15 protein-coding genes are annotated in these 14,650 nt (G+C 72.5%); 7 read left to right on the forward strand and 8 right to left on the reverse strand.

Going from position 1 to position 14,650, the window contains the following annotated elements; all coding sequences use genetic code 11:
* The first annotated feature begins 180 nt into the window (after positions 1 to 180).
* Positions 181 to 522, forward strand: coding sequence for a cupin domain-containing protein (locus V7067_RS04570; protein ID WP_334174700.1), 342 nt, complete (start codon positions 181 to 183; stop codon positions 520 to 522).
* Between the two features lie 17 nt (positions 523 to 539).
* Entirely contained in the window at positions 540 to 974 is a 435-nt protein-coding gene (arfB, locus tag V7067_RS04575) for an alternative ribosome rescue aminoacyl-tRNA hydrolase ArfB (protein WP_334174701.1), read from the forward strand.
* On the opposite strand, the gene V7067_RS04580 is transcribed toward arfB, so the two are convergent.
* Entirely contained in the window at positions 968 to 1,876 is a 909-nt protein-coding gene (locus V7067_RS04580) for a LysR substrate-binding domain-containing protein (RefSeq protein ID WP_334174702.1), read from the reverse strand. The genes arfB and V7067_RS04580 overlap by 7 nt on opposite strands.
* An 85-nt stretch (positions 1,877 to 1,961) precedes the next feature.
* On the opposite strand from V7067_RS04580, the gene V7067_RS04585 reads away from it, so the two are divergent.
* Positions 1,962 to 2,225, forward strand: a complete 264-nt coding sequence (locus V7067_RS04585) for a hypothetical protein (RefSeq protein WP_334174703.1) — start codon at positions 1,962 to 1,964, stop codon at positions 2,223 to 2,225.
* Positions 2,226 to 2,393: 168 nt separating this feature from the next.
* On the opposite strand, the gene V7067_RS04590 is transcribed toward V7067_RS04585, so the two are convergent.
* The 4 genes from V7067_RS04590 to V7067_RS04605 form a co-directional block, all read right to left on the reverse strand.
* Entirely contained in the window at positions 2,394 to 4,502 is a 2,109-nt protein-coding gene (locus V7067_RS04590) for a hypothetical protein (protein WP_334174704.1), read from the reverse strand.
* Positions 4,503 to 4,569: 67 nt separating this feature from the next.
* Positions 4,570 to 7,389, reverse strand: a complete 2,820-nt coding sequence (locus tag V7067_RS04595) for a DUF4159 domain-containing protein (protein WP_334174705.1) — start codon at positions 7,387 to 7,389, stop codon at positions 4,570 to 4,572.
* Positions 7,386 to 8,336: a DUF58 domain-containing protein gene (locus V7067_RS04600; RefSeq protein WP_334174706.1), complete on the reverse strand. Its 951-nt coding sequence runs from the start codon at positions 8,334 to 8,336 to the stop codon at positions 7,386 to 7,388. Before V7067_RS04600 ends, V7067_RS04595 begins: the two co-directional genes overlap by 4 nt.
* A gap of 23 nt (positions 8,337 to 8,359) precedes the next feature.
* Entirely contained in the window at positions 8,360 to 9,367 is a 1,008-nt protein-coding gene (locus V7067_RS04605; RefSeq protein ID WP_334174707.1) for a MoxR family ATPase, read from the reverse strand.
* A gap of 297 nt (positions 9,368 to 9,664) precedes the next feature.
* Between V7067_RS04605 and V7067_RS04610 the strand changes: the two genes are divergently transcribed.
* Genes V7067_RS04610 through V7067_RS04625 form a run of 4 tightly spaced genes read left to right on the forward strand, consistent with a single transcriptional unit; the run spans position 9,665 to position 12,525 of the window.
* Positions 9,665 to 10,279: a DUF1285 domain-containing protein gene (locus V7067_RS04610; protein WP_334174708.1), complete on the forward strand. Its 615-nt coding sequence runs from the start codon at positions 9,665 to 9,667 to the stop codon at positions 10,277 to 10,279.
* Positions 10,280 to 10,297: 18 nt separating this feature from the next.
* A complete protein-coding gene (locus tag V7067_RS04615) occupies positions 10,298 to 11,002 on the forward strand; it encodes a CoA pyrophosphatase (protein WP_334174709.1) in 705 nt (234 codons plus the stop codon).
* A gap of 6 nt (positions 11,003 to 11,008) precedes the next feature.
* Positions 11,009 to 11,263 carry a DUF6111 family protein gene (locus V7067_RS04620; RefSeq protein ID WP_334174710.1) on the forward strand — a complete coding sequence of 85 codons (255 nt, stop codon included), beginning with the start codon at positions 11,009 to 11,011 and terminating at the stop codon, positions 11,261 to 11,263.
* Complete coding sequence (locus V7067_RS04625) at positions 11,260 to 12,525, forward strand: CCA tRNA nucleotidyltransferase (RefSeq protein WP_334174711.1); 1,266 nt, start codon at positions 11,260 to 11,262, stop codon at positions 12,523 to 12,525. The genes V7067_RS04620 and V7067_RS04625 overlap by 4 nt, the downstream gene beginning before the upstream one ends.
* Here the strand turns inward: V7067_RS04625 and modC are convergent.
* From modC to modA, 3 genes are all read right to left on the reverse strand, one after another.
* Positions 12,510 to 13,622 (reverse strand): molybdenum ABC transporter ATP-binding protein, encoded by a 1,113-nt coding sequence (modC, locus tag V7067_RS04630; protein WP_334174712.1) that lies wholly within the window; start codon positions 13,620 to 13,622, stop codon positions 12,510 to 12,512. The genes V7067_RS04625 and modC overlap by 16 nt on opposite strands.
* Before the next feature lie 5 nt (positions 13,623 to 13,627).
* Positions 13,628 to 14,347, reverse strand: coding sequence for a molybdate ABC transporter permease subunit (modB, locus tag V7067_RS04635; RefSeq protein ID WP_334174713.1), 720 nt, complete (start codon positions 14,345 to 14,347; stop codon positions 13,628 to 13,630).
* A gap of 25 nt (positions 14,348 to 14,372) precedes the next feature.
* Positions 14,373 to 14,650: molybdate ABC transporter substrate-binding protein (gene modA, locus V7067_RS04640; protein ID WP_334174714.1), on the reverse strand; the 278-nt coding region annotated here is incomplete at its 5' end.

A 14,650-nucleotide genomic window follows, 5' to 3' on the forward strand; every position in this document is an offset into this window, starting at 1 on the left:
GCCGATATCTGAGCGTGTCTCCGGCGGGGCCGGGTGCTTTTTGCCGGGTGCTCTTGCGGTCTCGGTTCTCCCCGTGCCGGTCTTGCCTGCCCTGCGCGGGTCTTGCCGTCGCATCGCGGGCGGTGTTTCCTCAAGCCCGGTTTTCTCAAGTCCCGTTTTCTGCCGCCGGAGCCGCCTGCCATGAGCGATCAGACCGTTGTCCACGCCCTGCGCCTCGTCTCGCCGCTCAGCGTGCGGGATGCGAAGCCGACCGGCTTCGACAATCTCTTCACCGACGCCTCCGGTGAACTCAGCGTCGGCTTCTGGGTGTCGGATGTCACCACCCTGACGGTGAACTACACCGAGGACGAGGTGTGCGTGATCCTCGAAGGCCGCGTGCGGCTGACGGCGGCCGACGGTACGGCAGCCGAATACGGCCCCGGCGACAGCTTCCTCATTCCTTCCGGGTTCCGCGGCACATGGGAGACGCTGGAGCCGCTGCGCAAGATCTACGTGATCCGCGAAAAGCAGCCGGCGGCCTGAGCGCCCGGCGAACCCAGATGGCAGCCCGCGATCCGATTGTTGTCACCGATGCCATCTCGCTCGATCCGGCGGAGATCGAGGAGGTGTTCGTGCGGGCCTCCGGGCCCGGCGGGCAGAACGTCAACAAGGTGTCGACGGCGGTGCAGCTGCGCTTCGACGCCCGCCGGTCGCGCTCGCTGCCGGATGCGGTGTCGATCCGGCTGCAGAAGCTGGCCGGCAGCCGGCTGACCAACGACGGCGTCATCGTCATCAGCGCCGACCGCCACCGCACGCAGGAGCGCAACCGGCAGGACGCGCTGGAACGCCTCGTGGCCATGATCCGCGAGGCGAGCGTGCCCCCGGTTCCGCGCCGGGCCACCAGGCCGACGCGGGCCTCGAAGGAACGCCGGCTCGATGCCAAGAGCCGGCGCGGGGCGGTGAAGAGCATGCGGCGCGGCCCGGCCGATTACTGAGCCGCCGGCAGGGCCGCCGCGGCCCGCGTTTCGGCCGCCTCGGCGCAGATCCATGTGCGGAACCGGCCCACGGCGGGCCGCTCGGTCTCCGGTTCGGGTGAGATCAGGTAATAGATGTGGCCGTTGGCCACCGTCTCCGGCACCACCACGGTGAGGCGGCCGGCGGCAAGGTCGGCCTCTGCCATGGCAAGGTCGGTCACCGCAATGCCGCGCCCGGCTTCCGCGGCCCGCAGCGCGAAATCGAGGGTGTCGAACACCTCGCCGTGCTCGCAGTCGAACGCTCCGCCCGACCAGTTGCGCGACCACAGCCGCCAGTCCTGATGGTTGGAGCAATGCAGCAGCGGATAGCGCTCGAAATCGTGCCCGCTGCGCGGCTGCCGCCCGTCGAGAAAGCCCGGTGCGCACACCGGGGCCAGACGCTCCTCGAACAGCACGGTGCGGTTTGCCTCCGGCCAGGCGCCCGGCCGCAGCCGCACACCGAGATCGAAACCGCCGTCGCCGGGTTCCACATTGCTCCACAGCATCGAGACTTCGGTCAGGATATCCGGGTTCGCGGTCTCGAACCGGTTGAGCCGCGGCCACAGCCAGCGCACGCCGAAGGTCGGCGGCACGCGCACCTTGAGCTGCCAGGGATCGCGCTTCAGGCGGGCGATGCCTTCCGAGAGGCGGCCGAAGGCTTCGTGAACGGTGGCGGCGAGCCGCTCGCCTTCCGCCGTCAGCACCACGCCGCGGTGCACGCGGCGGAACAGCGGCAGGCCCAGTTCCTCTTCCAGAGCCCGGATCTGCCGGCTGACGGCGCTCTGCGTCACATGCAGTTCCTCGGCGGCGCGGGTCACGCCGCCCAGCCGGGCGGCGGCCTCGAAGGTGCGCAGGGCATTGAGGGAAGGCAGGCGCTGGGACATTTCACATGACTTTTTCGCAGGGTCAGAGAGCAAACTAGTCGTTTGTGCACACCGCGCAAAGCCCCCATATTCCGGTCATCAGCAGATGAGTTCCAGCGCTGGTCAAAGGGAGGTCACGATGAGCACCCGGAATGAAAGCCTTCAGATCATGCACAGCGGGGCATCCTTTGTGCCGCCGCGCGGCGCCGCATTCGCGTCGCGCCTCATGGCGGGCTGGCAGGCCCGCCGGCAGCAGGCGCACCTGCGCGCCGAACTGCGGCGCCTGATGGCGACCGACGAACATCTGGTGCGTGATCTCGGCCTTGGCGAAGAGGTCGTGAGCCGTCTGCTCGGCGAAAAGAACCGCTGAAAGATCAGGCTTTTCTGAACGATCCTGCCCCTTGCGGGGTGGACGGCGGGCGCTGCGTTTTCCCCCCATCGCAGCAGGCCCCGGAAGGGCGGTCCGGCCCCACAGACCGCCCGCGCCACCCCGGCAGAAAACGCTCCGGCCCCTTCGGGACCGGGGCGTTTTTGTTTGTCAGCGCCGCGTTCCGCGGCCCCGGCGGCGATGCCCCTCGGCAAGCCAGGTGAGGGCGACGAGGCCGATGAGCACCGCAAGGCCGGCAACGCCCGACAGCAGCGGCAGCCGCGTCAGCCCCTGCAGCACCGAGGCTTCGGTTGTCTTCAGCGCAATCCAGTCGCTGCCGCCATAGCGTCCGGCATTGTGCAGAAAGGCGAGGCGCGGCATGTCCGCGCCGCCGTCGTCCGCCCGGATGCGGCGTATGGTGCCGCCGGTCGCGGCGGCCACCGGCGCCAGAACGCTCTCGGTGGAGCGCACGTCGGTCAGTTCGCGCGGGTTGGGCGGGCCGACATGGGCAAGGGCCTTGCGGGTGCCGTCGCTGGCCACATAAAGCCCCGCGCCGCCGGCGTTCACCTGTGCCTGCCACAGGCCCGGCCCGGCCTCTGCCAGCGTCACCTGCCGGGTGCGGCCCGTCGGGTCGGTGAGGGTGACGGGGCCGGCCTTGTCGCCCAGTGTCTGGCGCTCGATGGTCAGCCGGTCGCCGCGGGCGGCCAGCCGCAGGGCCTCTTCCTCCAGTTCCGGTTCCTTCATCAGCCAGTGGGCGAGGCGGCGCAGCAGCGCCACATGGGGGCCGCCGCCGTCATAGCCGCGCGCCCAGAGCCACGACTGGTCGGACAGCAGCGCCGCCGCGCGGCCCTTGCCCTCGCGCCCCAGCACCAGCAGCGGCCGGTTGCCGGCCCCCTCCATGATCACTTCGCCGTCGTTGGGCACCGCATCGACCATGCGGAACCACTGGCTCCATGCCGGCGGCGTTTCGTTGCCGCCGGGCAGGTCGCGCGTGACCGGATGGCGCCGTCCGGTGTCGGTGACGGCCGGGCGGAACGGCTCCTCGATCACCTGCCCGGTCGGCACCGCCGGCAGCACGGCGCCGAGCGGGGTGTCGAACAGGCTGCCGCTGCCGAAACCGTCCGGCTCCGGCAGCGGGCCTTCCGAGACCAGCACCGCGCCGCCGCGGCGCACGAACTCGGCGATGTTGTCGAAATAGACCAGCGGCAGGATGCCCCGCTGGTGGTAGCGGTCGAAAATGATGAGATCGAAATCGTTGATCTTGGTGGAGAACAGCTCGCGCGTCGGGAAGGCGATGAGCGACAGTTCGTTGATCGGCGTGCCGTCCTGCTTCTCCGGCGGGCGCAGGATGGTGAAGTGCACGAGGTCGACCGAGGCGTCCGATTTCAGCAGGTTGCGCCACGTGCGCTCGCCGGCGTGGGGTTCGCCGGAAACCAGCAGCACGCGCAGGTTCTCGCGCACGCCGTCGACGATGGCGACCTGCGTGTTGTTGGCCGCCGTCAGTTCGCCGGCGAGCGGCTCGACCGAGAATTCGAAGATGTTCTGTCCGCCGTGGGCGATTTCGATGGCCACCTCGCTTGCCGTGCCCACGGGCAGGATTTCGCTCGCTACCTCCTCGCCGTCGCGGCGCACGGTGAGGCGGGCGGTCGCCGGGCCGTTCGGGCCGCTGTCTTCGATGCGCACCCTTGCCGTCTGGGTGGTGCCGACGAGGCCGAAGCGCGGCACCCGCTCCAGCACCAGACGGCGGTCGGTCTCGTCCGCCCGGCCGGTGATAAGGGCGTGGACGGGCGCGGAAAAGCCCAGCGCGCCCGGCGGCGGCACATCGTGCACCTGACCGTCGGTGATGAGCACGGCCCCGCCGACGCGCTCGGGCGGCACGTCGGCAAGGCCGTTGGCAAGGGCGGTGAACAGCCGGGTGCCGTCGCCGCCCCCGGCGGCGGGTGTGACCACGATTTCGCGCACGTCCACGTCGTCGCGGCCGGCAAGCGCCTGTTTCAGGGCCTGCCGGGCGGCCTCGGTGGTCTTGGCGCGGTCGCCGATCTGCTGGCTCTGGCTTTCGTCCACCACCACGGCAACCACGGTGGAGAGCGGCGCGCGCTGCTCTTCCACCAGCGCCGGGTTGGCAAGGGCCAGCGCCAGCGCGGCGCCGGCGGCAAGGCGCAGGGCCGCGCCCCGGCTGCGACGGATGAGGCCGGCGAGCGCAACGGCCAGCACCGCCGCGGCGAGCACGGCGAGCAGCCACAGCGGCACCAGCGGCGCGAAGGTGATGGAAAGGTTCATCGGCGGGCCGGGTCTGCGGGCTGGGGGGCGGCCGCGGTGGCGGCCATCTGGCGGGGCGGCGGGCGCATCATTGGCCGAGCCGCTCCAGCAGCGCCGGCACATGCACCTGATCGGCCTTGTAGTTGCCGGTCAGGGCATACATCACGATGTTGACGCCAGCGCGGATGGCATGTTCGCGCTGGTCGGGATCGTCGGGCACGGTCTGGTAAAGCCAGTCGCCGCTGTCGGCGATCGCCCACGCCCCGGCCATGTCGTTGCCGGTGATCAGGATGGGCGAAACCCCGTCGCCGGTGCGCACCGGCCGCTCGGCCCCGGCGGCATCGCTTTCCGCCGGGGCGGCGGCAACCCACAGCGGGCTGCCGCTCCAGCGGCCGGGAAAGGCCTGCAGCAGGTAGAACGACTTCGTCAGCACATGGTCGGGGGGCACCGGCTCCAGCGGCGGAATGTCGAGCCCGTCGAGGATCTCGCGCAGCCGGGCATTGGCCGGCGTCTGCGAGCCGCCGGTGTCGCTCATCTGGTCGCGGGTGTCGAACAGGATGGTGCCGCCGTTGCGCATGTAGGCATCGATGCGCGCCATCGCCTTCGGGCCGGGCCGGGGCTGGGCGGGGCTGACCGGCCAGTAGATGACCGGGAAGAAGGCGAGTTCGTCGGTCTCCACGTCCACGCCCATCGGCTCGCCGCCTTCCAGCGCGGTGCGCTCGGCCAGAAAGCGCGTCAGGCCGGCAAGCCCGAGGCGGCTCTCCTCATCGATGGCGGCATCGCCGGTGCGCACATAGGCAAGGCGGGTGGCGCCGGTCGCCTTTTCGGCAAAGGCGGTTGCGGCGGCATCGCCGGCGCGGGCGGGTGCAGGCGCAAGGCTGAGGCCGGCGCCGGCGGCGAGCAGCGCAAGGCCGGCGGCAAGGGGAGCGGCAAGGGCGGTCGTCCGCATGCCGCGGCCGAAGGCCCCGCCAAGCGCCAGCACGACCAGCCCGTCGATGGCGAAGAGGCCCATGGCCAGCACCAGCCCCCACGGTTTCAGGTCCACCGGCCCTTCCGCCGCAAGGGTGCCGGCGATGAGGCGGCCGGCCAGCGGGCCGGCGTCGAAGGCGGCCAGCCCGTCGGTCGGCAGTGCCAGATTGACGGCGCGGAAGGCGGTTTCGACGCCATAGTAGCCGGGCGGATGGCGCGGGCCGGCTGCGGTATCGAGATCGGCGCCCGGCGGCAGCGGTTCGGCATCCGGCCCCGGCGCGGTGAGGCGGCCGAACCCGTCCAGCACGCGCAGCGGCGGCAGCGGCGCGGTGCCGGAAACGCGGTCGCCGCCGCCCTGCGCGGCCGAGAACGCCACGATCTGGCGCAGCATGGCGACGAAGGTGCCGGAGAGCGGCAGGTTCGACCAGGCGGTATCGGCGGTGACATGGAACAGCACGACATAGCCCTGCCCGCGCTTTTCGGCGGTGACGAGCGGGGTGCCGTCGGCCAGGCTCGCCCAGGTGTGGTCGGCAAGGGTGGCATCGGGCTCGGCCAGCACCTGCCGCGTCACCGTCACGTCGTCGGGCACCGGCAGGGCGGCAAACGGGCCGGCCGGCGCGAACGAGGCCAGCGCCTGCGGCTTTTCCCACGACAGCGCCCCGCCCAGCGTGCGCCCGCCCTGCCGCAGGCGCACCGGCACCAGATCGTCGCTGCCGGCAGCCAGCTTCGGCCCGGCAAAACGCACCAGAACGCCGCCTTTCTCCACCCACTCCGCCAGCCCGTCGCGCGCCGGGCCGGGCAGCCGGCCGATATCGGCCAGCACGATCATCGAGACGCGGTCTTCAACGAGGCGGGCGACATCGGCATCCATGTCGGCGCCGCGCGGCTCGCGCAGGTCGGCATAGGGGCTGAGGGCGCGGGAGAGATAATGCAGCGGCGACAGCAGCGGCTGGGCCTGATCGGCCCCGGCGCCGGAAAGCAGCCCCACCGTGCGCCGCCGCCAGCGCTCGTCCATCAGCCGCACCGCGCCGGCGCTCGGCTGGCCGGCAATCTCGAAGCGGGCGATATCGTTGCGCAGTTCCGTCGGCAGCCCGAAGCGGGCCGTCGCGGTGGCCCCGGAAAAGACGGCGGTGGCGGTGCCGATCTCCAGCCCCTTTTCATCGAGGGCGCGCACTGCGAGGGGGGCCTCCTGTGCACCGGCGGGCTGCGGCAGGCGCACCAGCCGCACCGTCAGGGCATCGAGGCCGTTTTCCACCCCGGCGATGGCAACGGGGCCCTGACCGGCGGCCTGCAGCATTTCCACCGGGGGCGCGGCGGCGGCCAGCAGCGCGGCAAAGCCGGCATCGCGGCCGGCAACGCGGTCGCTGATGAACACGATGCGCCCGGGCGGGGTGGCGGCGAAAGCGGCCTTCAGCGGCGCTTCGAGGGCGGCGCGGTCGCCCGCCCACGGCCGCGGCGCAAGGGCCGCCAGCCGCTCGTGCGCCTTTGCGGCCGGGGCGGCGGCGAGATCCTGCCGGGTGCCGTCGGCGGTGGCCGCCAGAATGACGGCGCGGCCGTCGCGCGCGGCGGCGGCAATGGCGTCTTCCGCTGCCTTCTGGCGCAGCGCCCAGTCGGGTCCGCCGGCCCAGCCGTTATCGAGGATCAGCGCCAGCGGCCCCGCGGCGCTGCCGCCGGCCTCCGGCGCCGGCCGCCACACCGGGCCGGCCAGCGCGACAATGAGCGCTGCCGCAATGAGAAGGCGCAGCAGCACCAGCCACCACGGGCTCATGGCCGGGGTTTCCTCCCGGCGCGTCATGTCGGCCATCAGCCGCGTGGCGGGGAAGGCGACCTGCCGCGGGCGCGGCGGCGTCAGGCGCAGGAGCCACCAGATTGCCGGCAGCAGCGCAAGGGCCGCCAGCACCCAGGGCGCGGTGAAGCCGAGCGGCAACAGGCCAGTCATCGCACCATCCCCCCGGCACGGCCGCCGGGACTGCCGCTGAGGGCGCCGTGCAGCGCGATCAGCGCTTCGCTTGCCGGGCGGTCGGTGTGGTGGACGATGAGCGTCCAGCCTGCCGCGCGCACCGCCGCCCCCAGCGCGGCGCGGTGTGCCTCAAGGCGCTGGCGATAGCCGGCGCGCCAGTCCTCCGCCCGGCCGGCGGTGAGGCGCAGGTCGGTTTCCGGGTCGCGGAACTCGGTGCGCCCGTCGAAGGGAAAGCTCTCCTCGCTCGGGTCCAGCACCTGAACCAGCGTGCCCTGCACGCCGCGGCCGGCGGCGGCCGAGAGGAACGCGGCCAGACTTTCCACAGGATCGAGAAAATCGCCGATGAGCACCAGATCGTGGCCGGGGCCGAAGGCGGCCGGCGGCGGCAGCGTGCCGGCGGCATCTTCCGGGGCGGCCGCGAGCGCCAGCGCCAGCCGCTCGCTGGCATGGCGGTGGGCGATGGCCGGGGTCAGGCCGGCAAGCCCCACCTTTTCGCCCGCCCGGCCGGCAAGCTCGGCCAGTGCCAGCAGCAGCAGCACGGCGCGCTCTCGTTTGGTCACGGCGGCGAGCGGCGAGCGATAGGCCATGGAGGCGGAAAGATCGGCATGGAGCCACAGGGTGTGCGGCGCCTCCCACTCGCGCTCGCGCACATAGAGATGCTCGTCGCGGGCCGAGCGGCGCCAGTCCACCCGGTGGGCGGGTTCGCCCGACAGGAACGGCCGGAACTGCCAGAAACCCTCGCCGGCGCCGGCGCGCCGCCGGCCGTGCCAGCCGGGGGCGATGCTGGCCGCCACCCGGCGTGCAGCAATGATGAGGTCCGGCAGGCTGGCCGCGAGCGCCCGCGCACCGATGCCGGGACGGCCGGCGGCAGCGGGGCCGGAGCCGGCCTTGCGGGCGGTGAAAGGGGCGGCGGAAGCGTCTGCCAAGGCGGTCAGGTCCGTTCAGCGGTTCAGTTCAGCGCGGCGGCGAGCCGGTCGATGACGCTGCGCACGGTGGTGCCCCCGGCGCGGGCGGCAAAGGTCAGCGCCATGCGGTGTTGCAGCACCGGAGCGGCCAGAGCCGTCACGTCGTCGCGCGAGGGCGCAAGGCGGCCGTCGATCAGCGCGCGGGCACGCACCGCCAGCATCAGCGCCTGCGAGGCGCGCGGCCCCGGCCCCCATGCAACCGCCTCGGTGGCCGCCGGGGCGCCTTCGCCGGGGCGGGCGGAGCGCACCAGATCGAGGATCGCCTCGACCACCGACTGGCCGACCGGCAGGCGGCGCACGAGGCGCTGGAAGGCCATCAGTTCGCCCGGCTGCAGCACCGGCCGGGCCTCCGTCTCGCTTGCGCCGGTGGTCTCGATCAGGATGCGCCGCTCGGCCTCGCGGTCGGGATAGGGCACGTCGATCTGCAGCAGGAAGCGGTCGAGCTGGGCCTCGGGCAGCGGATAGGTGCCCTCCTGCTCCAGCGGGTTCTGGGTGGCGAGCACATGGAACGGCTGCGGCAGGTCATAGGCCTGCCCGGCCACGGTGACATGGTGCTCCTGCATCGCCTGCAGCAGCGCCGACTGGGTGCGCGGGCTGGCGCGGTTGATCTCGTCGGCCATCAGCAGCTGGGCGAAGACCGGCCCCTTGAGGAAGCGGAACGAGCGGCTGCCGTCGGCAGCCTGTTCCAGCACTTCGGTGCCGAGAATGTCGCTGGGCATCAGGTCGGGCGTGAACTGGATGCGGCGGGCATCGAGACCCAGCACGGTGCCGAGCGTGGTGACCAGCCGTGTCTTGGCAAGGCCCGGCACGCCCACCAGCAGCCCGTGGCCGCCGGCCAGCAGCGTGACGAGGGTGCGTTCCACCACGTCTTCCTGCCCGAAGATGACGCGGCCGATTTCCGCGCGGGCCGCCCGGATGCGGGCAACCGCGGCTTCCGCTTCTGCCACCACGGCGGCCGGGTCCGCCTCGCGGATGTCGGTGATCGCGCTCATCAACGCCGTTCCTGATTCTCGCCTGTCGGGACCCGCCCGGCCGCAGCCGCGGGAGGGCAGCGGGCCGGAGCCAGCCTTCTTCATCGCCTGCGGGGCGTAAAGGTTTCGCCACCGCCGGCGCCGGGCCGGCTAAAAAACACCTCATACCACCGGCAAAGCCGGGCCAAATCGTGGCGCTGCCGGCCGGCCCGGCACGATTGCGGCGCGGGCGCGAACGCGGCACAAAGGGCGGCAGGGCGAAACGCCGTGACGAAACGGCCCCCGGCCGGCGGCCGGGGCGCGATGCGGGAGGGGGGAATGAGCAAAGACAGCAAACCGGTTAACCCGGCCCCCGACCCGGCGCTTGACCCGGCGCTTGACCCTGCCCTTGCCGCGCTGGTGGCGCGGGCCGGCGGCGCGGGCGCGCCGCCGCGGCCGGTGGAGCGGTGGCACCCGGCCCATTGCGGCACCATCGACATGCGCATTGCCCGCGACGGCGCGTGGTTCCACGAGGGCCGCCCCATCGGCCGGCCGGCGCTGGTGGCGCTGTTCGCCTCCATCCTGCGCCGCGAACCCGATGGCAGCCATGTGCTGGTCACGCCGGCGGAAAAGGTGGCCATCGTCGTTGAGGACGCGCCGTTTCTGGCCGTGGAACTGCATGTCGCCGGTGCCGGCCACGGGGCACGGCTGACGGTGCGCACCAATGTCGGCGATGTCGTCGCCATCGGCCCTGAGCACGGCCTGCGCTTTGTCGCGGAGGCTGAAACCGGGGGGCTGAAGCCTTATATCGATGTGCGTGGCGGCCTTGAGGCGCTGGCGAGCCGCGCGGTGGCGATGGATCTGGCGGCACTGGCGCTTGCCAACGAAGAGGCGGGATACGGCCTCGGGGTGTGGAGCGGGGGCGTGTTCTTCGCCCTGCCGGACACCTTCTGAACGCTGCGAAGGGATGCGATGGACGAGAGCGCGAAACCGGCGGCGGCCTTCCGGGCGGATCTGGCCGCTTCCACCAGTCTGGCGGCGCTGCAGCCCTATTCTGCAGCGGGCCTGCAGGAGCGGGCGAAGAGCCGGCTGATCGGCCTCGATGCCCCGGTGATGACCTGCGAGGCGGTGGCCGGCGACCATGTCTTCAACCCCGATATCTTCGGCGATATCCGCCCGCGCCTGCGCGATGCGGCGGTGCTGATCCCGGTGGTGGACCGCGGCGACGAGGCGACCGTCATCTTCACCCTGCGCACGCCGCACCTGAAGGCCCATGCCGGGCAGATTTCCTTTCCCGGCGGCAAGATCGACCCCGGCGATTCCGGCCCGGTCGCCGCCGCCCTGCGCGAGGCGCGCGAGGAAATCGGCCTCGATGCCGGCCTGATCGAGCCCGTGGGTTTCGCCGATCCCTATATCGCTGGCACCGGCTATCGCATCGTGCCGGTGGTCGGCCGCGTGGCGCCCGACCTGCGCCTGAAGCTCAATGCCGGCGAGGTGGTGGAAACCTTCGAGGTGCCGCTGCGCTTTCTGATGACCGCGGCCAATTTCAGCCGCGGCGAGCGCATCATCCGCGGCTACAAGGTGGGGCACTACACGCTGCAATATGGCGAGCGCACCATCTGGGGCATCACGGCGGGCATCATCCATGCGCTTTATGAGCGCCTCTATGGCGGGTGAGGGCGCATGCTCCGGGTCAGCCTCATTGAGATCGCCCTTTTTCTGCTGCCGTTCGCCGTCTACGGGCTGGCCCTGCTGGTGCGCCGCGCGCCGGCGGCGCCCGACCGCTGGCATCCGCTGGGGGTGATGGTGCTGGCCGGGTTCGTGCTGATGGCGCTGGGCCTTCTGGCCTTCGGCCTGCTCGACAGGCCGGCGGCGACCGGAACCTATCATCCGGCGGAACTGCGCGACGGGCGGGTCGTGCCGGGCTATATCGAATGACGCCGCTGCCGTTTTCCCTCGCCGGCGCGCCCTGGCTTGCGGCCCCGGCAACCCGGCAGGTGCTGGCGGTTCTGGAGGCCGGCGGCGGGGCGGCGCGCATCGTCGGCGGCGCCGTGCGCAATGCGCTGATCGGCGAGCCGGTGGAGGATATCGACATCGCCACCCCGCTTGCGCCCGGGGCGGTGATGGAGCTGGCACGGGCGGCGGGCCTGCGCGCGGTGCCCACGGGCCTCGACCATGGCACCGTGACGCTGGTGGCCGCGCACCAGCCCTTCGAGGTCACCACCCTGCGCCGCGACGTGGCGACAGACGGCCGCCATGCCGAAATCGCCTTTACCGAGGACTGGGCGGAGGACGCCCGGCGGCGCGACTTCACCATGAACGCGCTCTATGTCGATGCCCGCGGCACCATCTTCGATCCCGTCGGCGGCTATGAGGACTGCCTTGCGCGGCGCGTGCGCTTCATCGGCGATCCGGCGGCGCGCATTGCGGAGGATTATCTGCGCATTCTGCGCTTCTTCCGCTTCCACGCGCGCTATGGCGCCGGCGCGCCCGATGCCGCGGGCCTTGCGGCCTGCATTGCGGCCCGCGCCGGTCTCGGCCGCCTTTCGGCCGAGCGTATCGCGGCCGAAACGGTCAAGCTCGTCACCGCCGGCGGCGCCGGTGCGGTGGTGGCGACGATGGCCGGGGCAGGGTTGTGGCAGCCGGTGCTGGGCGGCATCGCCTATCCGGCGCGGTTCAGCCGGCTGCTGACGCTGTGGCCGGCGGGCGAGCGGCCGGCGACCCGCCGTCTGCCGGCGGCGCTGGGCCTTGCCGCGCTGGCGGTGCGGGTGCGGGAAGATGCCGAGCGCCTGTCGGCGCGGCTGCGCCTTTCCAGAGCCCTGCGACAGGCGATGGTCGACAGCGTCGGCGCGCGGGAGGCGATCGGCAGCGGGTTTGCCGGCCTCGATGCGCCGGCGGTGCGCCGTCTGGTGTGCCGGTTCGGCGGAGCGGCCGCCGAAGCCGGCCTTGCACTTGCGGCGGCCGATGCCGCCGGCGCGGCCGGGGCCGATGCGCTGGCCGCGCTGCGCCGGGCGGCGGCGTGGCAGGTGCCGCCATTTCCCGTAAGCGGCCGCGATCTGGCCGCCCTCGGCATCCCGCCCGGCCCGGCCATGGGGGTGCAGCTTGCGGCCCTGAAGGCGGTCTGGATCGCCTCCGATTTCACCCTTGGCCGGGCGGCGCTGCTGCAACGGGTGCCGGCGGGCAATCAGCCCCCGGCCTGATCGAGCGCCACGGCCTTGATGAGCGCGAACACCGCGCTGCCGGGCGCCAGCCCGAGGGCGCGGCAGGAGCGGCGCGTGATGCGGGCCTGCACCCGCGCCGCGCCGCAGCGCACGCCGATATCCATGCCCTCCGCGCCCTCGGTCACCGTTTCCACCGTTCCGGCGAGCACGTTCAGGGCGCTGATGCCGGCGGGGCGGGCGAGGGCCAGCGTCACGTCGCGGGCCGGCACGAACAGCCGCAGCGGCCGGCCTGCCGCGGTGCGCACCCGCGGCAGCAGCAGGGGGCCGGCCGGCGTTGCCACGCGGCTGAGGCCATCGGCCCGGTCCTGCGCGGCCTCGTCGTCGCCGGCCACGATGCCTTCCAGCACGGTGCCCGGTTCGCCGCCATGGGCCCGGCTGCCGAGCACGTCGGCGGTGCGGCCGATGGCGCTGATGCGGCCGTCGACCAGCGCCACCGTTTCCGGCGCCAGACGCACCACCTCGCTGACCGAGTGGCTGACATAGAGAATGGGCAGCCCCGCTTCGTCGCGCAGCCGCTCCACATGGGGCAGAATCTCCTGCCGCCGCGCTTCGTCGAGCGCGGCAAACGGTTCGTCCATGATCAGGATCGCCGGATCGGACAGCAGCGCCCGGCCGATGGCGACCCGCGCCTTCTCGCCGCCGGAGAGCATTGCCGGCCTGCGCCCGGCAAGGTGGCCGATGCCCAGCATGTCCACCACCGCATCGAGGCGGGCGGCCTGCCGCCCGCGGGGCGCGAACAGGCGGCCATAGAGCAGGTTCTGCCGCACGCTGAGGTGCGGAAACAGCCGCGCTTCCTGAAACACCACCCCGATGCGCCGCCGCCAGGCGGGCAGGCAGAGGCCGGCGCGGCTGTCGAACAGCACCCGCCCGTCGATGACGATGCGCCCTTCCGCCGGCCGGATCAGCCCGGCCACGGCGCGCGCCAGCGTGGTCTTGCCGCAGCCGGAGCGGCCGAACAGCGCGATGAGGCGGGCATCGCTGGCAAACTCGACATCGAGCGTGAAGGCACCCTGCCGGTGGCGCAGCGCGATTTCGACGCCGTGGGAAGGGGAGCGGGCGGGGGAGGAGGCGGACATGGCGCTCAGTCGGCCCGGCCGGCGGACAGCCCGAGGCGCCGGCGCGCGCGCCGGGCGATCAGCTCGGAGCCGATGAGCGCCGTCATCGACACCGCCACGGAAACCGCCACGAGCCGCATTGCCGGGCCATCGCCGCCGGGCACCTGCGTGAAGGTGTAGATGGCGGCGGGCAGGGTCTGCGTTTCGCCGGGGATGTTGCCGACGAAGGTGATGGTGGCGCCGAACTCGCCCATGGCGCGGGCGAAGGACAGGATCGCCCCGGTGATGATGCCCGGCACCATCAGCGGCAGGGTGACGGTGGCAAACACCCACAGCGGCCGGGCGCCCAGCGTGGCGGCGGCCTCTTCCAGCCGGCCGTCGACCGCCTCCAGCGACAGGCGGATGGCCCGCACCATCAGCGGAAAGCCCATGATGCCGGCGGCGAGGGCCGCGCCGGTCCACCGGAACGAGAACACGAGGCCGAAATGCTCGGCCAGAAAGGCGCCGACCGGCGCCCGCCGGCCGAACGCGATGAGCAGCAGGAAGCCGGTGACGACCGGCGGCAGGATGAGCGGCAGGTGCAGCAGGCCGTCGACCAGCGCGCGGCCGGGAAAACGCCCCCGGCCGGTGATGAGCGCCGCCAGCACCGCCAGCGGCAGGCTGATGGCGGTGGCCCACAGCGAAACCTTCAGGCTGAGGGCCAGCGCCGTGCGGGCTTCGTCAGTGAGGAAGACGGCTGTATCCACGACACGGCGCCCCTGCGATGCGGCCTCACGGCTTCGGCGACAGCACCACGAAGCCCTGTTCGCGGAAGCGGCGGGCGGCATCGTCCGACTTCAGGTAGGCGAAGAACGAATCGGTCGCCTTGCCGGTGGCTTCCTTCAGCACCGCCGCCGGATAGATGATCGGCGGATGGCTGCCGGCGGGGAAGGTGGCGACCACGCGCACGTTGGGCTCGGCCACCGCATCGGTGGCATAGACGATGCCGAACGGCGCCTCGCCGCGGGCGACGAAGGCCAGCGTGGCGCGCACGTTCTCGCCCTGCACCA

It is taken from the genome of Pseudoxanthobacter sp. (genome assembly GCF_036822375.1).
Taxonomy (GTDB): Bacteria; Pseudomonadota; Alphaproteobacteria; order Rhizobiales; family Segnochrobactraceae; genus Pseudoxanthobacter.